Origin of the sequence: Enterococcus columbae DSM 7374 = ATCC 51263 (assembly GCF_000406925.1) — a bacterium.
Lineage (GTDB): Bacteria > Bacillota > Bacilli > Lactobacillales > Enterococcaceae > Enterococcus_E > Enterococcus_E columbae.
The window spans coordinates 101726-123822 of the sequence record NZ_KE136347.1 but is presented as its reverse complement, the minus strand read 5'-3'; the positions used below and the strand labels follow the sequence as shown (position 1 = coordinate 123822).

General features: G+C 35.1%; 23 protein-coding genes and 1 other annotated feature. Of the genes, 3 read left to right on the top strand and 20 right to left on the bottom strand.

Features of this window, described 5'->3' with window-relative positions; genetic code table 11:
• Nucleotides 1-54: 54 nt before the first annotated feature.
• The 6 genes from RK02_RS00610 to RK02_RS00585 all read right to left on the bottom strand — a co-directional run bounded on the left by RK02_RS00610 (nucleotide 55) and on the right by RK02_RS00585 (nucleotide 6297).
• A complete protein-coding gene (locus tag RK02_RS00610) occupies nucleotides 55-2421 on the bottom strand; it encodes an endonuclease MutS2 (RefSeq protein WP_016182294.1) in 2367 nt (788 codons plus the stop codon).
• Between the two features lie 109 nt (nucleotides 2422-2530).
• Nucleotides 2531-3076 (bottom strand): CvpA family protein, encoded by a 546-nt coding sequence (locus tag RK02_RS00605; protein WP_016182293.1) that lies wholly within the window; start codon nucleotides 3074-3076, stop codon nucleotides 2531-2533.
• Between the two features lie 3 nt (nucleotides 3077-3079).
• The gene (gene zapA, locus RK02_RS00600) at nucleotides 3080-3532 is read right to left on the bottom strand and encodes a cell division protein ZapA (RefSeq protein WP_026231415.1); all 453 of its coding nucleotides are present in this window, start codon (nucleotides 3530-3532) and stop codon (nucleotides 3080-3082) included.
• Nucleotides 3533-3785: 253 nt separating this feature from the next.
• Nucleotides 3786-4631 carry a MetQ/NlpA family ABC transporter substrate-binding protein gene (locus RK02_RS00595; RefSeq protein ID WP_016182291.1) on the bottom strand — a complete coding sequence of 282 codons (846 nt, stop codon included), beginning with the start codon at nucleotides 4629-4631 and terminating at the stop codon, nucleotides 3786-3788.
• Nucleotides 4632-4643: 12 nt separating this feature from the next.
• On the bottom strand, nucleotides 4644-5306 hold the full coding sequence (locus RK02_RS00590; protein WP_016182290.1) for a methionine ABC transporter permease: 663 nt from the start codon (nucleotides 5304-5306) through the stop codon (nucleotides 4644-4646).
• Entirely contained in the window at nucleotides 5278-6297 is a 1020-nt protein-coding gene (locus tag RK02_RS00585) for a methionine ABC transporter ATP-binding protein (RefSeq protein ID WP_016182289.1), read from the bottom strand. Before RK02_RS00585 ends, RK02_RS00590 begins: the two co-directional genes overlap by 29 nt.
• A 59-nt stretch (nucleotides 6298-6356) precedes the next feature.
• Nucleotides 6357-6588 (bottom strand) — a binding site (T-box leader).
• Between the two features lie 152 nt (nucleotides 6589-6740).
• Here RK02_RS00585 and RK02_RS00580 point away from each other — a divergent pair.
• A complete protein-coding gene (locus RK02_RS00580; protein ID WP_016182288.1) occupies nucleotides 6741-7499 on the top strand; it encodes an epoxyqueuosine reductase QueH in 759 nt (252 codons plus the stop codon).
• Nucleotides 7489-7824, top strand: coding sequence for a hypothetical protein (locus tag RK02_RS00575; protein WP_016182287.1), 336 nt, complete (start codon nucleotides 7489-7491; stop codon nucleotides 7822-7824). Before RK02_RS00580 ends, RK02_RS00575 begins: the two co-directional genes overlap by 11 nt.
• 59 nt (nucleotides 7825-7883) lie before the next feature.
• Here the strand turns inward: RK02_RS00575 and RK02_RS00570 are convergent, their stop codons facing one another.
• The 10 genes from RK02_RS00570 to RK02_RS00525 form a co-directional block, all read right to left on the bottom strand.
• Nucleotides 7884-8252: an ACT domain-containing protein gene (locus tag RK02_RS00570; protein ID WP_016182286.1), complete on the bottom strand. Its 369-nt coding sequence runs from the start codon at nucleotides 8250-8252 to the stop codon at nucleotides 7884-7886.
• A gap of 82 nt (nucleotides 8253-8334) precedes the next feature.
• Complete coding sequence (locus RK02_RS00565) at nucleotides 8335-8520, bottom strand: hypothetical protein (RefSeq protein WP_016182285.1); 186 nt, start codon at nucleotides 8518-8520, stop codon at nucleotides 8335-8337.
• Nucleotides 8521-8529: 9 nt separating this feature from the next.
• Nucleotides 8530-9411 carry a DMT family transporter gene (locus RK02_RS00560; protein WP_016182284.1) on the bottom strand — a complete coding sequence of 294 codons (882 nt, stop codon included), beginning with the start codon at nucleotides 9409-9411 and terminating at the stop codon, nucleotides 8530-8532.
• A gap of 120 nt (nucleotides 9412-9531) precedes the next feature.
• Nucleotides 9532-10152 carry a DedA family protein gene (locus RK02_RS00555; protein WP_016182283.1) on the bottom strand — a complete coding sequence of 207 codons (621 nt, stop codon included), beginning with the start codon at nucleotides 10150-10152 and terminating at the stop codon, nucleotides 9532-9534.
• A 375-nt stretch (nucleotides 10153-10527) separates the two neighbouring features.
• Nucleotides 10528-10839 carry a DUF1292 domain-containing protein gene (locus RK02_RS00550; RefSeq protein WP_016182282.1) on the bottom strand — a complete coding sequence of 104 codons (312 nt, stop codon included), beginning with the start codon at nucleotides 10837-10839 and terminating at the stop codon, nucleotides 10528-10530.
• A 26-nt stretch (nucleotides 10840-10865) separates the two neighbouring features.
• Nucleotides 10866-11294, bottom strand: coding sequence for a Holliday junction resolvase RuvX (ruvX, locus tag RK02_RS00545; protein WP_016182281.1), 429 nt, complete (start codon nucleotides 11292-11294; stop codon nucleotides 10866-10868).
• A complete protein-coding gene (locus RK02_RS00540) occupies nucleotides 11291-11560 on the bottom strand; it encodes an IreB family regulatory phosphoprotein (RefSeq protein WP_016182280.1) in 270 nt (89 codons plus the stop codon). Before RK02_RS00540 ends, ruvX begins: the two co-directional genes overlap by 4 nt.
• A gap of 149 nt (nucleotides 11561-11709) precedes the next feature.
• Nucleotides 11710-12666 carry a TIGR03943 family putative permease subunit gene (locus RK02_RS00535; protein ID WP_016182279.1) on the bottom strand — a complete coding sequence of 319 codons (957 nt, stop codon included), beginning with the start codon at nucleotides 12664-12666 and terminating at the stop codon, nucleotides 11710-11712.
• Between the two features lie 2 nt (nucleotides 12667-12668).
• Nucleotides 12669-13580 (bottom strand): permease, encoded by a 912-nt coding sequence (locus tag RK02_RS00530; protein ID WP_016182278.1) that lies wholly within the window; start codon nucleotides 13578-13580, stop codon nucleotides 12669-12671.
• A 271-nt stretch (nucleotides 13581-13851) separates the two neighbouring features.
• Nucleotides 13852-16935, bottom strand: a complete 3084-nt coding sequence (locus RK02_RS00525; RefSeq protein ID WP_016182277.1) for a type I restriction endonuclease subunit R — start codon at nucleotides 16933-16935, stop codon at nucleotides 13852-13854.
• Between the two features lie 93 nt (nucleotides 16936-17028).
• Here RK02_RS00525 and RK02_RS00520 point away from each other — a divergent pair, with 93 nt between their 5' ends.
• A complete protein-coding gene (locus tag RK02_RS00520; protein WP_016182276.1) occupies nucleotides 17029-17733 on the top strand; it encodes a restriction endonuclease subunit S in 705 nt (234 codons plus the stop codon).
• On the opposite strand, the gene RK02_RS00515 is transcribed toward RK02_RS00520, so the two are convergent.
• The 4 genes from RK02_RS00515 to RK02_RS00500 form a co-directional block, all read right to left on the bottom strand.
• Nucleotides 17730-18242, bottom strand: coding sequence for a restriction endonuclease subunit S (locus RK02_RS00515; protein ID WP_016182275.1), 513 nt, complete (start codon nucleotides 18240-18242; stop codon nucleotides 17730-17732). The two genes, RK02_RS00520 and RK02_RS00515, sit on opposite strands and share 4 nt — an antisense overlap.
• Before the next feature lie 11 nt (nucleotides 18243-18253).
• Entirely contained in the window at nucleotides 18254-19237 is a 984-nt protein-coding gene (gene xerA / locus RK02_RS00510) for a site-specific tyrosine recombinase/integron integrase (RefSeq protein WP_016182274.1), read from the bottom strand.
• A 105-nt stretch (nucleotides 19238-19342) separates the two neighbouring features.
• On the bottom strand, nucleotides 19343-20494 hold the full coding sequence (locus RK02_RS00505) for a restriction endonuclease subunit S (RefSeq protein ID WP_016182273.1): 1152 nt from the start codon (nucleotides 20492-20494) through the stop codon (nucleotides 19343-19345).
• Nucleotides 20484-22004: a class I SAM-dependent DNA methyltransferase gene (locus RK02_RS00500; protein WP_245555670.1), complete on the bottom strand. Its 1521-nt coding sequence runs from the start codon at nucleotides 22002-22004 to the stop codon at nucleotides 20484-20486. Before RK02_RS00500 ends, RK02_RS00505 begins: the two co-directional genes overlap by 11 nt.
• Nucleotides 22005-22097 lie beyond the last annotated feature (93 nt).

Sequence of the window (22097 nt, the reverse complement as noted above, 5' to 3'; positions counted from 1 at the left end):
TTATAGCACGAATCAGACTTTTTTCAAAAACAATCGCTCAAACTAGCTGATTGCTTATTTAAATTTGACAATTGTTGCGCCATTGCCACCTTGATTAGCTGGTGCAAAGGCAAAGGAGGCCACACTGCGATGATTTTGTAGATACTGAGTAATTCCTTGACGCAATGCACCGGTTCCTTTACCATGGACAATCGTCACTTGTGGATAACCAGCCAATATCGCTGCATCAATGTACTGATCTACTTCATTTAATGCTTCTTCATAACGTTTTCCACGTAAGTCTAATTGAGTGGCAACATGTGAAACTTGAGCAGAACGAACCGTATGAATGACTCGTTTGGCTGGTTCTTCAATCGGTGTGACTACCTGTAATTCATCTTCTGCAATGGTCATTTTTAAAATGCCCATTTGAACTTGCCATTGATGATTGCCCACCTTTTGTAATAAGGTCCCTCTTTGCCCATATGATTCAACTAACACTTCATCGCCTGCTTTTAACGTTTTGGCACGTTTAGCCTTTTGTAAGACCTTATTTTTCTTTAAATGTTCCTCTGGATGCTGCAAGTCAGCTAATTTACTCTTGGCTTCAATTAATTGATGCTCTTTGACGTTTCCTTGTCCTTGCAACAATTGGAGCTTACGAATATCCGCAATAATGCCCTCTGCTTCTTCTTGCGCCTTTTCAACCAATTCATTGGCTTGCTTTCTCGCTTTGGCCAACTCGTTTTCTCTTTCTTCAAAGAAATAGCTGTACGCTTCTTTTAAATCATGATGTAATTTTTCAGCTTCAGCTACATGATGGCGTAATTCCAGGTACTCTGTCTCCGTCATTTTACGACGATTTTCTAAATCAGCAATCATTTCATTTAAGTCCTGACTCTCACCATCCATAATTTGACGCGCTTGTTGAATAATCGGTGCAGCTAAGCCTAAACGTTTAGAAATTTCAAAGGCATTACTACGACCAGGGACACCAATTAATAGGCGATAAGTCGGACTTAATGTATCCACATCAAATTCCATTGAAGCATTAATCGTTCCTTTACGATTATAACCATAAGCCTTTAATTCTGGATAATGGGTAGTCGCCATCACATAGCACTGGCGTTGATGCATCTCATCTAAAATAGCAATCGCCAAAGCGGCACCTTCTTGAGGATCTGTTCCAGCACCTAATTCATCAAATAATACTAAGCTTTGATGATCGGCTCTTCTTAAAATATCGACAATATTGGTCATATGTGAAGAAAAAGTTGATAGATTTTGCTCAATCGACTGCTCGTCACCAATATCAGCAAAAATTTCCTTAAATACACCGACTTGACTTTCATCATCGGCTAAAATTGGTAAGCCGGATTGCGCCATTAATTGTAAAATTCCCAAGGTTTTTAAGGTGATGGTTTTTCCCCCAGTATTTGGGCCGGTAATTACTACCGTTTGATAATTTTCTCCAATCATAATATCATTGGCCACCACTTTTTCTTGAGAAATCAATGGATGACGGGCAGCTTTTAAGGCTACATACTGCTGCGCATTAATTATTGGAACCGTTGCTTTCATTTGCTTAGCATAGCTAGCCTTCGCATTCATAAAATCAAAAAAGCCAATAACGGTTGCATTATGACTAATTTCACGTCTAAAGGGAGCCAAACTAGCAGATAAAGCGGCTAAAATACGTTCTATTTCCGTTCGTTCGGCAATTTGCTGTTGACGTAATCGATTATTTAACTCCACTACCTGCCTTGGTTCAATAAAAAGGGTTTGACCAGAAGCACTCTGATCGTGGACTACCCCACCGAAAATCGTCCGATACTCTTGTTTTACTGGGATAACATAGCGATCATTACGCATGGTTACTAGTGTATCACTTAGGTAGCGCGCATTATTGCCACGAATTAAGCTATCTAATGTTTCACGAATAGCTTGCTCACTCTTACGAATTTGTAGACGAATGCTTTTCAAGGCTTCTGAAGCCTCATCTAAAATAGAACCGTCTTCATCGATCGAACGTTTCAATTCTTTCGTAACTTCCGGAAGATGTTGCAATTGTTCAGACCAATGATACAGACGTTCAAATTCAATATCGGCATCCGCTAAATCAGCAAAAAAACGCACCAATTCTTGAGTGGTCGTCAAAACCTTAGTTACTTGGGCTAATTCTATGCCGTTTAAATCGGCCCCAATTTCGATACGTTTCATATGTGGGGCAATATTAGCCAACTGAGGAATCGGAATGCCCCCGCGTAACCGTAATACTTTGATGGCATCTTGCGTTTCAGCTAACCAATTTTTTAATTTTTCTACCTTATCAATCGGCCTTAAATTCGCTAAAATATCATTGCCCTGTGCAGTCACGATAAAAGCAGCTAATTGTGCTTTGACTTGTTCATATTCTAAAGTCTGTAATATTCTTTTATTCAAACGCTTCTCCTACTTTCTCTCTTTAGATTACTTGCCTTGCACAAAAAAAGCTACACTTGAATTTGTCCTCTAACGTAACGACAAAATCCAGCACAGCTTTGTCCTAGTCCTATCCTAATGGTTTTAACAATAAATAATGAAATAACGATGATAGGATTGGTGAGTGTTTAACGACTAGCCGAACAAAATCGGGCTCAAAAAACAAGTTTTGAATTGTTGCCAAAGGAATCATACTTAGAATAAACAAAACTAAACAAATAAAAGTATAGCTAATGCCCATATTTAACAATCCTGCTGGTAGCCAATCCAAATCTTGAATTAAACGAACAATTCGTAAACGAACGAAAAAAATAGCAATAAATTTGGTTAATAACCAACCAATAAATAAAACGATGAGAAATGAAACAGCCGCATAATAGGCCTTATCTAAATCCAAGGCTGTCTCTTGACTGTAAAAAGCTAATTTACTATCCGCTGTCACCGACATATAAGGAATAAATAATTCAAGCTTTTTTCCTAAAGGTTGGTAAAAAGCAATCGCTAATAAAAAGGAGCATAAAAACCCCACACTATAAATCAATTGGTAGGCTAAGCCTCTTCTTCCTCCCGTATAAAAAGAAAAAATCAACATGAAAAATAATAAGACATTAATCATTACTTATCCTTCCTGCACCTGTTGGTTGGCCTTTTCCTGAATGGTTCGCTTTCTTTCTTCATTTAAGATTTGCTGTGCTTCAACATGATTGGCAATTTTTACATCGCTACGTCCCGTACGTTCTAAAATATCCTTAGCCTCTTTTTCGATTGCTTCAATACGTTTGATCCGATTTTCCAATTCAACTAGTTTTATTGTTTTTTGGTGTAATTCGCGATTTTCAGCTTCAAGGTCTAAAAGGCGTTCTTGTTTTTTCACCTGATCAGAAATTGCATTCACACAAGCTAAAATTGCCGCTTGTTCACTATCAATCTGTGGTGAGAGTGCCTTGATTTCATTTAGCTGCTCATTGACTAGACGAACAACCAAATCCATATGTATCTTTGATTCATGGCCAATAATCGTATAGTTTTGACCATCAATTGTAGCTTTATATCTTGTCTTTTGATCAGACATTAACATCAGTTCCCCCTAAAAACAATCGAGTGACAATCAACATCGACGTTTACAAATTCGCTTCCTATTATAATAGAAAACTTGTAAATGTAAAATAGTTCCCTTCGATTATTTTAACACAAAAATACAAGCAAAGAAAAAATCCACCCTGCCTAGCTTCAAATTAGCTAAAAATACTAGAAAATAAAAAAAGACTTAGCCGACCGCTTAAAAAATTTTTTAAGTGGCCTTGGCTAGGTCTTAAATTATTTGATTATTTAACAGCTACAACTGCCCCGTTATATTTTTTATCAATGAATTGCTTAATTTCATCGCTTTGTAAAACCTTCACTAAAGCTTTAACTGCTTTATTGTTTTCATCGCCTTCACGTACACAAATCATATTAGCATAGGTTTTAGCGGCATCTGAATCAGCAGACTCAACGTGTAAAGCATCTTTATTTACATCTAATTTTGCTTCTACGGCATAGTTACCATTAACAACTGCAATATCCACGTCTTGTAAAGAACGAGCGGTTTGCGCAGCTTCAACTTCTTTAATATTTAAATTCTTAGGATTTTCTTTAACATCTTTCACTGTTGCCGTAATACCAGCGCCATCTTTTAATTGAATCAAGCCAGCATCTTCTAATAATAATAAAGCCCGCGCTTCATTTGATGGATCATTTGGGATAGCCACTGTTGCACCATCTTTTAAGGCTTCTAACGTTTTAGTTTTACCAGGATAAATACCTAGTGGTTCGAAGTGAACATTCCCTACACCAACAATATGTGTGCCCTTTTCTTCATTAAACTTATCTAAATATGGTTGTGTTTGGAAATAGTTGGCATCTAATTGCTTATCTTCTAAAGCTGTATTTGGCATAATATAGTCATTAAAGACCTTCACTTTTAAAGTATAGCCTTCTTTTTTCAAGGCAGCTTTGGCTTGCTCTAAAATCTCAGCGTGAGGAGTTGGATTGGCCCCCACCGTGATTGTTTTGCTATCTGCACCTTTACTTGCTGCATCATCGCTCTTTCCAGCTCCACAAGCAGCCAAACCAACAACTACTAAACCAAGTGTTACAATTTGTGTAATTTTTTTGAAACTTTTTTTCATTTTATTCTCCCCTTATCTTTTATCAATTTTTTCAACAAGTTTCATCCCAACGACTTGAATCAATTGGACAATGATGACAATGACTGCCACCGTTATTAGCATTATATTGTTATCATAACGATAATAACCATAATTAATTGCGATCGTACCAAGACCGCCACCACCAACAAAACCAGCCATCGCTGAGTAACCTAAAACAGTTACTGAGGTAATCACCGCTCCAACTGAAAGTGACGGTTTAGCTTCTGGTAACAATACTTTAGTAATTAATTGCCACCAGTTTGACCCCATAGATAGCGCAGCTTCAATTACTCCTTCATCCACTTCTTTTAATGAAGACTCAACCATTCTTGCTACAAAAGGAATAGCCGAAACCACTAACGGTACAATAGTTGCAGTAGAACCAAGTGTAGTTCCTACGACCAAACGCGTAAATGGTAAAAGTAAAACCAACAAAATCAAAAATGGAATTGAGCGAAATACATTCACTAAAAAGCCAAGAATGAGATTAATCACACGATTCGGATAGAGCGAACCTTTATCTGTGACAAATAATATCACGCCAAGTGGTAGACCAAATATATAAGTGACTAACATTGAGAAAAATACCATATAAATTGTTTCCCAAATCCCAGTCCAAATCGTATTAAGCATCGTTGCGTCCAAGATAAGCACTTCCTTCCTCAAAATCTAATCCTTCGCGAACTAGAATTTCTTTGATTTTTTCAACCAACGCTTCTTTATCCGGCAATTGAACAATCATTTGACCAAATGCCTTGCCTTTAATTTCTTCTGTATTAGCTTTTAAAATATTGATTGGCGCTTGCGATTCTAAAATCAATTTAGAAATTAATGGTAATGAGGCGGCTTGGCCATCAAAGCTGATTCTCAAAATTGGTCCATCGCTTGGAATGAGTTCGGTTGCTTCCTCAGTTAATAGCATCTTACGTGTAATCGGTGATTGCGGATTTAAGAAAATCTGTTCAGTTGTTCCTGTTTCTACAACTTCCCCATGATTCATTACCGCAACTTTATCACAGATTCTTTGAACAACTTCCATTTCATGCGTGATAATAATCACCGTTACACCCAATTTTTCGCGAACTTCTTGTAATAATTTCAAGATGGACAAGGTCGTATTTGGATCCAACGCACTAGTTGCTTCATCACATAATAGCACTTTCGGATCTGTTGCTAAAGCTCTAGCAATGGCCACTCTTTGCTTTTGTCCACCAGATAGCTGTGAAGGATAGGCCTGCGCTTTATCTGCCAAGCCAACTAATTCAAGTAAGGTTTCAGCCTTTTGAATCGCCTCAGCTTTTTTCACACCGGCAATTTCTAATGGATAGCAAATATTTTTTAAGACACTACGCTGGCTAAATAAGTTAAAGCCTTGAAAAATCATTGAAATAGATTGACGTTTTTTTAGTAGCTCTTTTTGACTAAGCTTGATCAAATCAGTGCCTTCAAACAACACTTCTCCTGAGGTAGGCACTTCTAATAGATTCATACATCTAACCAAGGTCGATTTACCTGCCCCAGATGCACCGACAATGCCAAAAATTTCTCCTTTTTCAATCTTTAGAGAAACATTTTTTACGGCTGTGACTTCTTTACCTGAAGACTGAGGAATAAATGTTTTGGTTACATTTTTTAATTCAATCATGATTTTCTCCTTTTGTTTAAGTAAATAAAAAAGCCGCCCTTTACTAACCTAAAGATTAGTAAAGGGACGACTGAAAAATCGTGTTACCACCCTAATTTATATAGCCTTCACAGACTATACCTCAAAAGGTTCCTATTGAAACCCGATGATATAACGGTCATTCCCGTCCAAACTGCGTGAACAATTTGGAAACTCAGAGCTCATCTTCACTTAACTGCCTAGCATCCTTTCTCACCAACCGGATTCTCTTTAACTATTTCATCAAGCTACTCTTCTCATCAAAGTACTCATTTATTTTTAATTTAAGCACAGTATACAAGTAGTCTTTCTAACTGTCAACTACTTTTTTTATCATTTTCATAAAATTTTTGATGTTTTCTTTGCAAACTACTTTTACTTTGCCATTTTATTAGTATAATGAAAGAACGAAGGGGGAAAACCGAATGTTAAATGCTGATGTCATCTTAGAAAAGATGAAAAATCAAAAAATCAACTATGATCGTGTACTTCAAAAAATGATTATTGAATGGCAAAAAAACGATGAGCGCCCACGAATTTTACTTCATTCTTGTTGTGCACCGTGTTCAACTTATACTTTAGAATTTTTATGTCAGCACGCTGATGTGACCATTTTCTTTGCAAATTCTAACATTCATCCAGAAAGTGAATATATTCGTCGAATGCTAGTCCAAAAGAAATTCATCGAAGACTTTAATGCCAATACAGGCAATCACGTGGATTTAATTGTTGATGAATATAAACCAAATGAATTTATCCAATTAATGGTCAAGCAAGATTTACATAAAGAACCTGAAGGCGGCAAGCGTTGTGAAGCTTGTTTCAATCTGCGTTTAGATTTAGTTGCTGAAAAAGCACAAGAATTAGGCTATGACTATTTCGGTAGTGCTTTAACCATCTCACCGAAAAAAAATAGTCAATTAATTAATCAAATTGGTATGGATATCCAAAAAATCTATAATACCAATTACCTACCAAGTGACTTTAAGAAAAATCAAGGCTATCAACGTTCGATTGAAATGTGTCGAGAGTATGATGTTTTTCGCCAATGCTATTGTGGCTGTATTTTTGCTGCTAAACAACAAGGGGTCAATTTAAAAGAAGTCAATGAAGAAGCCAAAGAATATATTAAGGCCTATGAAGCTGAAAATGGAAAGTTGGTTTTAAACACTCATGATTCTTAGTATTTTGAATCTAGCATTTACTTTCTGGCTGTCCGTTTACTTTGGATTATTCGTTAGTATTGGTTTAGTCATCCTTACAGTCAATATTTGGGCAAGAATGCAAAAGAATCCGACTATTTTTTTAAGTAAGATTTCTCAAAAAATGATTCTTCGGCTGCAAATCGGCTTTTTCTTTGCCGTTTTATTAATCATTACCTTATGCAATATGACACTTATTTGGCAGGGCAATATCTATTTTGGTTTTGGCTTAATGCTGTTTGGTGTTTTTCATATTGCCTATAAATACTATACTAAAAAAGAAACATTCGATCGCATTTCAAAATAAAAAAACAGCAAGTGATTAAAGGCTATCGCTCTATAATCACTTGCTGTTTTTTAGCTGTTTTAATCAATAATCGTATAGCCAGCCTCTGCCAAGATAATTAATGCACGTTCATAATCCTTAGCTTTAACCAGAATATAGTCTGTATTGAAAGTAGATATAGCAAAAATGCCAATCTTATTTTCTGCCAAAATACTAGAAAGTTTAGACAAAATACCTATTAAAGAAAAATCCAATACTCCTTGAATCCGAAAAGCACGCCAATCATCTTCTCTTTCAATTGTTTGACTAGGTGTATCTTCTGTTTTACATACCAATGAGATTTCTTCGTCTGTTTTGCTTAGAAAATATAATTCCTTATCTAATTCAATTTGTGAAAAATCCGCCAACTTACATACAGTTAAATTTTCATGTATTTTTTTTAATAACAATAGTATCCCCACTTTCTTTATTAATAAAAACAAATCGATTAGTTCTAAAGACTATGTTCCTTAAAACTAATAGGCTTACTGATTATTTCTTATTTTTCAACAAGGTTAACACAGTTAGCGGAATCGTCAAAACGATATAGCCAACTATGATAAAAATTGCTAAGCGAACGATAATCGACTGTACAGAAAAAAGCTGCACTACTGCTTCGCTACACAAAATCGCTAATACATAAATAATAAATAATTGAGCAAAACGTTTAAAACTCACTTTTCTCACCTACATTTTTCTTTGTAATAATAAAATCGAACAAAAAACTAGTAAAAAACCTATCCACTCAATCCATCCAAAAGCTAAATGAAAAATAATAATTGAAAAAACAAGCGATAATAACGGCTCTACCGCTGTTAAAATTCCGGCTAATGACGGGGAGATATATTGCAAGCTTTGCGAATAACAAAAAAATGACAACGCTGTGCCGACAATTGCTACAATTAAAAATTGAATAAAAGAAGCAAGCGTAAATAAACCATCAACTTGCCAGATTGGATGCACTAAATTCGCAAAAATCCCTCCTATTAGCATGCCCATACCTACTACGGTTAAACTGCCATACTCCATGATTAACTGTCGAGGTAAGATACTGTAAACCGCAATTGCCAAGGCAGCAATGAGCCCCATTACTATCGCCATCTTAGGTACAATTAACTGATTGAGGTTTCCCTTAGTTGCCAATAATAATATACCAATAAACGTTAAAATTAACAAAAAGATTGTTTGAAAAGATGGCCATTGCCGCTGACGAAACGCCTCATAAAAAATAATAAAAATCGGGCCCGTAAATTGGATAATTGTGGCAAATGAAGCATTACTGTACTCAATTGTTTGGAAAAAACCGGCTTGTACAGCATACATACCAAAAACACCAAACAATAGCAAACGAATCATTGCACTTGGTTGCTGAAAAATATCGCCTAACGATTTTTTCTGATTAAACCTTTGACTAAAAAGCAACAATAATCCACCAGAAACAATCATACGCGCTGCAACAATCCAATTAGCTGTAAAATGAAACTGTTGCATCAAAATTTGTCCAGATATGCCTGAAATCGCCCAAAAAGTAGCCGCAAGACAAGCATATAGCATTCCTCTATATTTCAACCTGACCCCCCCTATATTCTCAATTTGATTAATATCATACACCAAAATACGAAAATTTTCTGCAATTTTTTCAACAAATTAAATATAATCCGTTTTCTAAACCAAAACCTTTAGATCCGACTAAGTATTTTTAACGAAAAAACGTTTCCTGATAAAAAAACCAAGACCCACACAACCGACAATTAAGCCTAGACCTAGCGTAATTGTCGCATAAGATTCAAAATAGCCTAAAATATCGATCCAAGCATTGCCAGCCAATCTGCCTAGATAAATTAATCCAAAATTCCAAAGCAATGTGCCTGAACTAGTCAATAGGATAAATAAATAGACGTTCATTTTAGCAAGACCGGCTGGAATCGAAATTAAACTACGTACTATAGGCACGCAACGACCAAAAAATACCGCCTGCCAGCCAAAGCGTAGAAAGCACTGCTCAGCCTTTTGAATATCTGTTGGTTTTAAATGGAGTCGACGAGCTAATTGACTGTCAAGCAAACTCATTAAACGCTCCTTGCCAATCACATAACCTATTTGATATAGCATCAAAGCCCCTAATACAGAGCCTAATGTTGCTATGATAAGCACTAAAGTAAAATTCAGTGAACCATAGATAGTTAGAAAACCACTAAACGTTAAAATTAACTCTGAAGGAATTGGGGGAAAAATAGTTTCTAATAAAATTAATAAAAAAATGGCCAAATAGCCATACTCACTTAAGTAATTTAAAATAGTTGTCTGCATCTTCTTTTCCTTTCGCTTGTATTCAATACATACAACGACATCAAACGACCGATACTTTTTTATTATACTCATTTCTTGAACTAATTTGTGTAGTGAATTTTTCCAAGATAGCCCCAAAAAACGATTTTAAACTAAATGACTGTTAAACAGTTGCCCCCTCAACAACAAATACTAACTTGCCCTTAAACAACTAGCAAAAATAGATTGTTTGCCCCTTTTTTGCCCCTTGATGATGTTACAGCAAAAAAAAAAGACTGATTGCTCAGTGAAAGCAGCACCTAAATTTCTAGCGGAACGTATTCAATCTCGTATTCAAATCAAAAGTAAAAAAAAGCTGAACCCTTATCTATCAAGGGTTCAGCCATCATTTTTAGTCTATTCTTCTTCTTCAGCCATGAAGGTATTGAAGACTTCTTCAATCATATCCCATTCAGCTTCGGTTTCGATTTGTTGTAATTCGCCTTCAGTACCGTCTTCATTTTCGATGTAAGCATATGCTTGTAGCTCAACATCTTCCTCTTCTGGCACACCAGCAGGATATAACAACACGTAATTGCGACCAAATTCTTCCTGACCATCAATCGTTAAAAGAATCTCATATAATGTTTCGTTTCCTTGGTCATCTACCAATGTAATATGTTCATGTCCTTCATGATCGTGATCATGGTCATGATGATGATGTGTCATAGTCTATTCCTCTTTTCGTAAATATATTATAACGTCTTACCAGAAATATCTAAATAATTCTGTAAAATCATTACTGCCGCCAATTTATCAATTACCTTTTTGCGTTTTGCGCGCGAAGTATTGGCCTCTTGTACTAGCATACGCTCTGCTTGCACAGTTGTCAAACGTTCATCTTGGAATTCTACTGGTAAACCAAAACGTGCAATCAACATCTCACCATAGGCTTGTGAAGCAAGTGCTCTAGGACCAATTGTATTATTCATATTTTTAGGTAGACCGACGACAAATTTTTCTACTTCATATTCTTTCACAAGCTCGGCTACTCGCTCTAAACCAAATTCACCAGCTTCTTCATCAATACGAATAATCTCAACGCCTTGTGCCGTCCAACCCATCAAATCACTGACCGCTACGCCAACTGTCTTCGAACCAACATCTAATCCCATTATTCTCATTGAACATTAATCCCATGATGAGTTAGATAGTAACGAATCAAGACCTCTAATACTTCATCTCTTTCATGTCGACGAATTAAATTACGCGCATCACGATAACGGGGAATATAGGCTGGGTCTCCAGATAATAGATACCCGACGATTTGATTAATTGGGTTATAGCCTTTTTCTTCTAATGCACGATAGACAATCTCTAAAGTCTCACTGACTTCTTTCTTTCGATTATCATCAAAACTAAAGCGAACTGTTTCATCTGTAAATCCCATTGTAAAACACCTCTTCCTTGATTTAAATGCAAGCATTTAAGGATAGTTTATCTTAAGGTTGATTGATTAAAAATCATCCTAATATGCTATCTCTATTATAACTTATATTTTTATTTTTAGGGGAAATTTCAGCAAAAACATAAAAAAATTTAAAATGTTCGATAAACATACTGATTCTCTGGTGCCTCAACGACTTTTAACGTATCGACCATAACAACCGGCAACTCTCGTTTAAATGGTGCATAGTACTCAGAAGATAATTTTCCCGTTACTTTTAACCACTGATCATTTTTAAAGGTCTGATTATCCGGCAACTCTACTCTTAGACCGAAAACACCAGAATCGGCAATGCAGTGGATAATACCAAATCTAAATAAAAATAAATCTTGTTGATTCTCTTTGGTCGAATGATAGACAAAACCTTCAAAAGAGATCTCTTTACCAATAAACTCACTTGGATAATTGTAGATAATTTCCATCAGTTCTAAATAATTCGCATCGGTGACTTGTAAAACATTATTTTTACTATATTTGTTTAACAAGCGATCCATCTGCTTTTTATAATCTGAGGGATTAAAATAAATGCTGGTATCTGGTCGCAAATACTGCGTTTGAAAATTAGGATCGCCAGTTGCTTCTTTACTCAACGGAAACTGAAATCCCTTGGCTTCGACAATGGTCGTATCCAAACTAACCTTTGGAAAGCATAAACCAACTAATAATGGTAAGCACAAAAGCGTATAACCGATTAATTTTTGATACCATTTATCCATTCCATGATGATGATGGTGATGTAATTCATCTTCATGACTATGCGCTACCTGATGATTATGATGGGTATGATGTTCATGCGTTTGTTCCTCATCTTCTTCGTGCTGATGACTAGGCTTGTTTTCATGAGATCGTTCATCTTTATGCGACGCTTTTGACTGATCGCCTGCTCTTACCCATTTGAACAATTGAACAATTGCCAAAATTAAAGCTAAACTCATCGATAAAAAAGCCAGATATTGATAATGAATATTAATATATTGATTTAATTTGCCCGTCAATTGCAAATACATCATTAATTGAACATAACCTAATAAAATTAAAAATCGAATCATGCTTACACCACCCATGCATAGACAAATACAATCATCGCAACCAAGCTCACCATTGAGACGATAAATTTGCCGTTAAAGTAACGTTTCATCATTAAAAGATTCTTAATATCAACCATTGGCCCAAAAACTAAAAATGCCACAACTGGCCCTTGTCCAAAAAGACTTAACAAGCTTGAACCAATAAACGCATCTGCCTCAGAACATAAGGATAAAATAATCGCTAATAAAATCATCACTAAAATAGCTAAAATTTTTGTATGTCCTAAAGTCAAAATCCACTGGGTCGGTAAATAGGTCTGCATATTAGCCGAAAGCAAGGCACCGATAATCAAATAACGACCAGTATCAAAGAACTCATCCAAGCTATGATCTAAAAGTGAGCCAATTTGCTTTTTCAAAGGTAGCTTTGTTGTTTGTTCCAAATGATGATGGTCTACATTGCAGCTAAGATCCTGCATCGCTTGTTGCGTTAAGATTGGTTTTTTATAAAAATAAGCTAACCAGCTACCAACAATAATCGCCACGATTAAGCTTCCTAGCGCTCTAAGTAAAGCAAACTTCCATGAATTACCAAAAGCGATAAAAGTTGAAAACAAAACAATCGGATTGATAATTGGGGCCGTCAACATAAAAGCAAAGGCAGTATACGCTGGTACATCCTTTCTTACAAATTGATTGACAATAGGAACAATCCCACACTCACACGAAGGAAAAAAAATCCCCATCGTACTGCCAATTAGAATTGAGAGAAATTTATTTTTCGGTAATATTTTGCGCACTCTATCTGGTGTTAAATACACATGCAACGCCCCCGAAATGATACAGCCCAGTAAAACAAAGGGCAAGGCCTCGATGACGATAGATAAAAAGATCATGCTCATCTGTAAAACAGAATTAGGTAAATGACTAAACATATCTTTCCTCCAAAAAATGATTTCTAAGCTATCATACGCCGATTTTAGACTAGTCACAACCTTACCACAAGAATTTAATAAAAAATCAACGTATTTACCAAAAAAATCTCCAAAGTCAATAAATACTTGGAGATTTCATTGTCATTAATTATTAAACGATTATTTACGAAATATATTAAACTTATTTATTGTATTATGATTATGTCTGAAAAAAATTCTCTGGTACTAATATTTTCAATTAATAAGTTTTCTTACACTTATTATTTTGATATTATTTATAATCATCTCTATCATCAGCAACCATAGACATATCGTGCTGATTTCGATATTGATCAAAATAAACTACACCTGAATCAGTCCATAGCTCACATTGACGCATAACCGTATCCATCGCTTCAGCTACTTCTTCTGGTGGATACTTATATTTTCTAAGTAATTTTTTTACCATCATCCGCATTCGTGCTCGTGCTGATTCTTTTCGTTGCCAATCTATGGTTCGGCTCTTTCTAAGCATATCAGTTAACTCATGTGTCAAAGCGACTAACTGGTCATTTTCATAGAAATCTTTTATTGCTGCTGGTTTTGTTAATGCATCATAGAATGCTAATTCCTCATCAGTCAATCCTAATGAATTTGATTCTTCGTTAGCTGAAGACATTTCCTTTGCCATCTTCATCAATTCTTGAATGACTTCTTCATTTGTAAGCATTCCATTCAAATAAGATTTCATTGCGCGAGTTAGACGTTCAGAAAATTTTTCTGATTTGACTAAATTTGTCCGCTTATACAGAGAAACTTGTTCGGAAATCAATTTTTTCAGTAATTCAACTGCTAAGTTTTTCTCTTTCATTTTTGCAATTTCATCTAGGAATTTAGGATCAAACAGTGAGAATCCTGTATCCACATCTGAGAATAAATTTATTACCCCTTCGCTCTTGATACTTGCTTTCAATAATTCATTAATGCGAGTATTAATTTCTTTCAAGGATAATTGCTTTGAACTAACAGTCACTCTGGTAAGCAAAGTACGCACTGCTTCAAAATAGGCTGCTTCAAATCTTTCTTCTGATGAAAGTAACGAACGACAAAGCTGTAATGCCTGACGTAGTAATAAGGCTTCTTTGATAAAAGTTTCTTTGTGCTTTTCTTCCTTCACACCAGTTATAAAGTTAACACCACCGCTAATTGTTTTCGCGCGAACTAAGTCAGTTGCAGATTCATCCATAAATGTAGAATAATCAAACCCATAAAACATATCACGACAAACTTCCAACTTTTCAACAAATTTTGGATAAGCTGTTTTTGCAATATCTGTATCACCAAAATTACCTTTATCACGTTTTGTATAGTCATTCATCGCTTGTTTCAATGCACCAGCAATTCCAACATAATCGACTACAAGCCCACCTTCTTTATCTTTATACACACGATTTACACGTGCAATGGCCTGCATTAAATTATGACCTTTCATTGGTTTGAAAACATACATTGTAGCAAGACTAGGTACATCAAATCCTGTCAACCACATATCAACCACTATTGCAATTTTAAATGGGTCCTTATTGTCTTTGAAACGTCTTGCCATTTCTTCTTTGTGGCGTTTATTTCCTATAATATCATGCCACTCTTCTGGATCGTTGTTTCCAGAAGTCATTACAATACCAATTTTATCATTCCAATTTGGACGTTTTTTAAGCATAATTTGATAAATCTTCATTGCAATTGGTCGCGAATAGGCCACAATCATTGCCTTACCCGTAAGCTCATGAGCACGATTATTTTCGTAATGATCAATAATATCATCTACTAATGCATTGAGTGTCGTATCTGATCCTAGTATTGAATCGAGTTTACCAAGTTCCTTCTTACTTTTTTCAATCGCATACTCTTCTGCTTGTTCAGCTAGTATCTCATACTCTTGATCAATCAATTTCAAAATGTCTTCATCTAATTTAAGATGTATTACTCGGCTTTCATAATAAACAGGACGAGTGGCACCATCTTCAACAGCCTGCGTCATATCATAAATATCGATATAATTTCCAAACACTTCAGTTGTTGATTTATCCTTGTTTGAAATTGGCGTACCAGTAAATCCAATATATGTTGCATTTGGTAATTGGTCACGAATAATTCTGGCTGTACCAACGTGAATTTTACCATCTGTGCCAACTTTTTCTTCCAAACCATATTGTCCACGATGGGCTTCATCAGCCATTACCACAATGTTTCTTCGCTCAGATAATGGTTCATCTAATAATTCAAACTTTTGCATCGTAGTAAATATAATCCCATTGGCAACGCGACCAGCTAAAAGCTCTTTTAAATTTTCTCGACTCGTTGCCTGAATAGGTTTTTGACGTAGAAAATCAGAGCACTTAGAGAATTGAGTGAACAACTGGTCATCTAAATCATTTCGGTCGGTAATCACTACAATGGTTGGTGAATCCATTACTTTCTGTAAAAGATGTGCGTAGAAAACCATTGAAAGTGATTTTCCACTCCCTTGTGTATGCCAGAAGACTCCTCCTCGGCCATCTCCCTTTGATGCTTTTAAAGTTGATTCAATAGCCTTTCGTACAGCAAAATATTGGTGATAAGCAGCTAAAATTTTTGCATCTTCAGAAAAACAAATAAAATTTTTCAAAATATCCAAGAAACGATTCTTTTCAAAAATTCCTTCAATAAAGGTATCAAATTGGGCAAACTGTGTATTTTCATAGCTACCATCTTTTGTTTTCCATTCCATGTAACGATCTTCTCCAGCAGTAATTGTTCCTGCTTTTGAAATGGCCATATCACTCATCACATTAAAAGCATTGTAGTTAAATAATACTGGGATATTTCTCTGATATGTCTTTAGTTGTAAATAAGCATCTGAAGCATCTGTTTCTTCACGCGATGGACTCTTCAGTTCAAAGACTACGATAGGTAATCCGTTTAAAAATACAATTACATCAGGACGATGAGGAACTTTATCTTCTATCCTCCATTGATTGGCAACTGTAAATATATTATTTTCAACATTTTCATAATCCACTAAATAGACAATAGAATTCTTTTGCTCTCCGTCGTAAAAATATGAAACAGTTATTCCATTCTGTAGATAATCCATGAATACTTTATTTTTTTGTAATAATGAACCACTCTCAAAATGTTGAAGTTTTTCAATTGCTTCATTGATTGCAATAACAGGCAAAGTAGGATTTATCTGTTGTAATGCTACTTCTAATTCATCCATATATAGTGGATTATAATAATCTCGTTCAACATCGTAACCTAGAATGCGGTTATATCCCAAATTCTCAAAAAATTCTAGAATAGCTTCCTCATAATTGCTTTCTGCATAACTCACAAAATATCACTCCCCCTAGCAACTTGTATCCAATCTATAACTTTTTAACTATATACCTCCTACTATCAACCTCCAATAAGCACTTTTTTACAGATGTCTCTTAAACATTTTAAAGATATAACTCCGATAAATGAGAATTTAGAGCAGCAAATTTCTACTATATTTATAAAAATGTTCGGTTTTAACATTGATAATCTTGTAGAAAGCAAATTTAAATTAAAAGATCTTATTGAAAGTATTGACAACCGAGGAAAAACGCCTCCGCTTTCTGTTAAACCAACATCATATCCTATCATCGATGTTAAAGCCTTATCTGGCAATGTAAGAATTGTTGACTTTAATAAATGTTCCAAATATGTAGACGAAGAAACATATAATAATTGGTTTAGAAGTGGTCATCCCGAACAATATGATATTCTTTTTTCTACTGTAGGGAGCTTAGCAGAAATGAAACTCTTTCTTGGTAAGGTGGGATGTATCGCTCAAAATGTTGTAGGTTTCAGAAGTAGAAGTATATCCCCACTATATTTGTATCAATACTTAAAGTATATTAAAAATGATTTGGTTGCTTATAATATTGGTTCTGTTCAACCAAGTATTAAGATAACACATATAATCAAGTATCCTATTTACGTAGCTTCACAAGATGAAATCAACAAGTTTGATAATATGTCTCGAACTATTACTGAAAAAATTTATGCAAATTGTCAAGAAAATGAGAACTTAAAACAATTGCGAGATACGCTCTTAGCAAAACTTATGTCAGGTGAACTTGATGTTACAAATGCTGAATTCTAAGCAACTAAATTCTCATTTATCTTTTCATTTAACTCTATTTTATCGTCAAATTTTTTAAGAATCTCTGAAATTTTTCTTTGTATAGAGACACTATCAGGAATATTTACTTCTAACCCATTAATATCTTTCTTGTTAACTGATCCAAAAACTGTACCACTTTCCTTGTTTAATAAATTACTAATATTATACTTGAGAAGATAATAAAGAAAATCGCGTTCTCCATTTTTTGCTTTAATTCCACACAGGCCTCTTCCTAAGCACATTTTCACAGGCGTTATATTTAAATCACCTACTGGTGCGCGAACGCTCATAATGATATCCCCTGCTTCAGCAATTTTTGTAATCTTTGTTGTATATGTATCAAATGTTGGATACAATCTTCCAAAAGTTCTATTCCCTTGCATAAATGGCAATCCTTCACCATCAGTATTATAGAATTCAGATTTTGGCGATTGCCCCATCGTTACTTCTGCTATATCACCCAAACTGCATTTTATCCATTCAGCCATGTCAAATTCTCCTATCCTATATATTTCCTATGTGCCTGTTTCACATTGCTCTGCTTGACCATTGCATATTGCAAGGTCGTATCTATTCGTTTATGCCCCAAGAGTTGCTGCAACTGCTCAATCGGCATACCTTTATCTATCGCCATCGTTGCAAGTGTTCTTCTAAACTTGTGTGGATGGACTTTTTCTATTTCTAAAATTCTTCCCATTTCTCTTAATCGCGATTCTATTCCACCAATAGTTATCCTTGTATGTGGTGCTCGTAATGTCACAAAGAGTGCTGGGTTATCATCTGTCCTACTATTTATATAGTTCAGCAGATGGATTTTCGTTCTTGCGTCAAAGTAGACTACTCTTTCCTTATCACCTTTACCAAATACTATACATTCGCGCTCATTGAATTTGATATCCGCCTTATTTAGCAATACCATTTCTCCAATACGCATTCCTGTAGAAGCCAACATATCAATAATTGCTAGATCTCTAGGTTCAGTACAATTATCTCGCATTTTCTCTAATTGTTCATCAGTATATGTTTCTTTGATGTTTGTTGCAGTTTTAACCTTATGAATTCTCCGTACTGGACTTTTTAGAATATAATCTTCATCCTCCAACCAAGAAAAAAAACTGGATAAAATTCTTCTAATATTATCAATTGTTACTCGACTAGATCCATGATTTTCTTGATAATTTGTCAAATACGCCCTTAAATCATCCGTATGTATATGACGAACTCCTTTATCTACAGTAACTAACATCGCTTCAATAGTTGCACTGTAATACTTAATAGTTTTTTCTGAACACCCTTCTATTCGCTTGGCATACAAGAATGATTCGACTAATTTCTGAGTATCATCTTCCTCTGCTTTAATGTCTCCTGTGATTTCATAGTTAAAAAGAGTATATTGCAAAGTTTCTTGTAATTTTTGCATTTGAGCATTATCAAGATAAGGTAACATTTTCTGTACAATTTCTTCTATAATTATTTGTTTCATAATTCGTTCTCCTTTTTATTTTTCAGAGAACGAATCAACGGCAGTTCCGCTGTTTTTTCTCCCGCCGTTGGTAGGAGTTATTAAGTTAAATGAGAATTTAGTGGCTTAAACCTTGATTTTAGAAATATTGAGTTCGCCAGATATTAACTTTGGTAGCAAAGTGTCTCTAATAGCTGATAAACGTTTGTTTTCATCTTGATTGTTACGTATGAGTGTAAACATTGGTTCAATCTGTTCATTAAACTTTTCAATGAAATATACAGGAGGAATAACTACTCTTATTGATTTGAGACTAGCTTGACTAATCTTAGGTTGGACTGCTCCGGTGATTATAGAATTGACTGAAGTCTGGCTAAAAAGTGTATACAAACTTTCTACGTTGTATCCAAGTTTTCCTGTCAAAATATGTGCATGATTATTTACCCAAAATTTTCCCCATACATATTGTAGAATTGGAAAACCAGCATCGTCAGAAACGGTACCATCTTCTCCTAACAGAAGATATTTGCCATCAAAAATATACTCATCAACATAATCCATCAGAGAGGCTGCTCCATAATATGGATAGATTTTTCTTTTCATCTTATTACGTTTAGCCCCTGAAAGTGGAATTCGTTTTGAATCATGAATTTCAATGATTTCGCTCACAGTTCCAATTCTCCATCCATCTGGTAAATAGTCTGATGTAGTGTAAGGAAAAGATTGCTGATACAAAACTTGAGCTTGCTTAAATAAATTCTCATTTATCTTTTCGTTTATTTCGATTTTATCATCAAGAATAGTAAGATATTTAGCTATTGATTTTTGTTCTTCAAGTGAAGGTAATTTGACAATAATATTATTAAATGTTTCTTTTGTGATTGTATCAAAAACCGAACCATGAGAGCTTCTTTTCAATATTGGTACAATATTTTTTAATAAATAGTACAAATACGATTGGTCTACAACATTTTGCTTACCTCTAATACCGTAACAAGATTGATTAAAAGCCATACTATACGGAATCATCGCCAATTCACCAATAGTACCTCGAGTAGAAATAATTATATCATCCTTTTGAAGAAGTTTTGTTGAGCTATTTTTAAGTCCTAACTTTGTGATAGTTTTTTCAGTTTTATAAACGTAACGACTATCATTTCTAAAATCCTTAACTGATAACCACGGAATCGGTCCATTCCAATATTCAGAAACTTTCGTTTTCGGTGTACCGCCACTAATAATTTCTACTATTTCAGATAAAGCCACTTTAGATTTCAAACCCAATAGCCCCCAATCGTTCTTTAATTTCCTTTTCCAATTCATGAGAGCGTTCGAATAATTCAGATAGCTCAGAAGTTAACCGTTTCATTTTTTCTTCAAATAGCTCTCCGTCATCTTCTTGCTCTTCAATACCCACGTATCTTCCAGGAGTTAGAATGTAATCTTGCTTGCTAATATCCTCAGTTGTAACTACAGCGCAAAATCCTTTTTCATCTTCAAGAGTGCCATTTTGGAAAGCTTCAAAAGTTTCAGCAATTTTAGCAATGTCTTCTTCACTAAAATCTCGATGCTTGCGGTCTACTAACTCTCCCATTTTACGCGCATCAATGAAAACAGTTTTGCCTTTTTGCTTTTTATTACGAGAGATAAACCATATACAGGCCGGAATAGTTACACTATAGAAAAGGTTAGTTGGTAGTGCTACAATGCCTTCAATCAAATCATCCTCAATGATTGCTTTACGAATATCACCTTCGCCACTTTGCGATGAAGAAAGCGATCCATTTGCTAAAACTAAACCTATTTTGCCATTTGGCGTTAAATGAGAAATCATATGTTGCATCCATGCATAGTTTGCATTGCCATTTGGTGGTGTTCCATATTTCCATCGTAGATCATCTTTTAGTTTATCTGCGCCCCAATCCTTAACATTAAATGGGGGATTCGCCATAATAAAGTCAGCCTTTAAGTGTTTATGCAAATCGTTAGTAAATGTATTCGCTGGATATTCACCGAAATTCGCTTCAACCCCTCGTATCGCCATGTTCATCTTCGCCATTTTCCATGTATCTGGGTTCATTTCTTGCCCAAATATAGAAATATCATCTATATTTCCTGCATGTTCCTTAACAAATTTTGCAGACTGAACAAACATACCACCTGATCCACATGCTGGGTCATATACACGACCCTTGAATGGTTTTAAGACTGCAACAATCGTTTTTACAATAGATGTTGGCGTATAAAATTCTCCACCTTTTTGTCCTTCTACTGCTGCAAACTGTTCAATGAAATACTCATAAGTCCGTCCCAACAAATCCATCTCATCATTATGGTCTCGAAGGTTGATATTATTTGTAAACATATCAACAACTTCTCCTAATGTTTGTTTATCAATATCTGAATTAGCGTAATTCATTGGCAATACGCCTTTAAATGATTTATTCTCTTTTTCAATTGCCCTCATCGCATCATCGATAACTTGTCCGATTTCAGGAGTGTGCGCATGCGATGCAATATGTGACCAACGGGCTTCTTTCGGCACAAAGAAAATATTGTCCATTGTATAAGCATCTTTCTCTTCCTCAAAGCCATCTCCTTCTGCAACAAGCTCTTCATATTTCCATTCAAAACTATCAGATGCATATTTCAAAAATATTAATCCTACAACAACTTTACGATAATCCGCAGCACTAATACCACCTGATGCACGAAGCTTATTCGCTACTGCCCATAACTCTTTTTCAACACCTAGATTAGCGTTTGTATGTTTTTTTGCCAAAATCATTTCCCCCAATTAATATTTTACTTATAAGATTTTTAGACCAATAATTAAACTGTACTATTTGCTTGGATACATTTATTTTCCAGGATAATTACT

Bases quoted from the DNA above. Each gene is read 5' to 3' on its own strand.
- RK02_RS00585 (WP_016182289.1), bottom strand. From the start codon at position 6,297: ATGATTGAATTAAAAAATGTAACCAAAACATTTATTCCTCAGTCTTCA.
- zapA (WP_026231415.1), bottom strand. From the start codon at position 3,532: ATGTCTGATCAAAAGACAAGATATAAAGCTACAATTGATGGTCAAAAC.
- RK02_RS00500 (WP_245555670.1), bottom strand. From the start codon at position 22,004: ATGATTTTGGCAAAAAAACATACAAACGCTAATCTAGGTGTTGAAAAA.
- RK02_RS00605 (WP_016182293.1), bottom strand. From the start codon at position 3,076: ATGATTAATGTCTTATTATTTTTCATGTTGATTTTTTCTTTTTATACG.
- RK02_RS00555 (WP_016182283.1), bottom strand. From the start codon at position 10,152: ATGCAGACAACTATTTTAAATTACTTAAGTGAGTATGGCTATTTGGCC.
- RK02_RS00550 (WP_016182282.1), bottom strand. From the start codon at position 10,839: ATGACACATCATCATCATGACCATGATCACGATCATGAAGGACATGAA.
- RK02_RS00530 (WP_016182278.1), bottom strand. From the start codon at position 13,580: ATGTTTAGTCATTTACCTAATTCTGTTTTACAGATGAGCATGATCTTT.
- RK02_RS00540 (WP_016182280.1), bottom strand. From the start codon at position 11,560: ATGGGATTTACAGATGAAACAGTTCGCTTTAGTTTTGATGATAATCGA.
- RK02_RS00595 (WP_016182291.1), bottom strand. From the start codon at position 4,631: ATGAAAAAAAGTTTCAAAAAAATTACACAAATTGTAACACTTGGTTTA.
- RK02_RS00515 (WP_016182275.1), bottom strand. From the start codon at position 18,242: ATGGCTGAATGGATAAAATGCAGTTTGGGTGATATAGCAGAAGTAACG.
- RK02_RS00520 (WP_016182276.1), top strand. From the start codon at position 17,029: ATGTCTCTTAAACATTTTAAAGATATAACTCCGATAAATGAGAATTTA.
- RK02_RS00535 (WP_016182279.1), bottom strand. From the start codon at position 12,666: ATGATTCGATTTTTAATTTTATTAGGTTATGTTCAATTAATGATGTAT.
- RK02_RS00580 (WP_016182288.1), top strand. From the start codon at position 6,741: ATGTTAAATGCTGATGTCATCTTAGAAAAGATGAAAAATCAAAAAATC.
- ruvX (WP_016182281.1), bottom strand. From the start codon at position 11,294: ATGAGAATAATGGGATTAGATGTTGGTTCGAAGACAGTTGGCGTAGCG.
- RK02_RS00575 (WP_016182287.1), top strand. From the start codon at position 7,489: ATGATTCTTAGTATTTTGAATCTAGCATTTACTTTCTGGCTGTCCGTT.
- xerA (WP_016182274.1), bottom strand. From the start codon at position 19,237: ATGAAACAAATAATTATAGAAGAAATTGTACAGAAAATGTTACCTTAT.